The following is a 545-nucleotide window of genomic DNA, read 5'->3' as shown; positions in this document are numbered from 1 at the left end:
TCTGGACGTTCGGCGGCGCGATGGGCCTGCCCGTCCGCCTCGTCGAGACGACCGGCCCCGGTCGCGCGGTCGTCCTCCGCAACCTCGTCGACGGACTCGACGGCCCTGCCGACCCGTGGTACTGGCTGGGCGCGCTCCCGCCCGCCTGCCTCTTTCTCGCCGGCGTCGTCACGGCGCGCCTCACGGCGTGGTCTCGACGCCTCGCCGAGGGGTTCGCCACCGGGTCGTCCGTCGCCGTCGGCTTCGCCGCCGCCGTCGCAGTCACCGCGCTCGTCGCCCGCGTCGGCCTCGGTGACGTGCCCCCGAACGCGGAGGGGTTCGTCCGCGTCGGTTCGACCGGGTTCCACCCGACCGACCTCGACGGCGACTCCGTCGGCCTCCCGTTTTGGGGGGCGTTCTCCGGGCTGGTGTACGGCGTCGTCTTCGGCGGACTCGGCGGGGCGGTGGCGTCGCTCGTCGGGCGACTCGTCTCCGCGGTTCGCAATCGGTCGAAAAAGGCGTGATTCGGATTCGCGCGGGAGCCGATTGGACCGAACGGCGTCGGC

1 protein-coding gene is annotated in these 545 nt (G+C 73.8%); it reads left to right on the top strand.

The features are described from left to right. On the top strand, positions 1–503 hold a 503-nt coding region (locus tag C5B91_RS21385), incomplete at its 5' end, for a hypothetical protein (RefSeq protein WP_119713038.1). Between the last annotated feature and the right edge of the window lie 42 nt (positions 504–545).

It is taken from the genome of Haloferax sp. Atlit-10N (genome assembly GCF_003586325.1).
Taxonomy (GTDB): Archaea; Halobacteriota; Halobacteria; order Halobacteriales; family Haloferacaceae; genus Haloferax; species Haloferax prahovense.
This window is presented reverse-complemented; position numbering and strand designations above follow the sequence as displayed.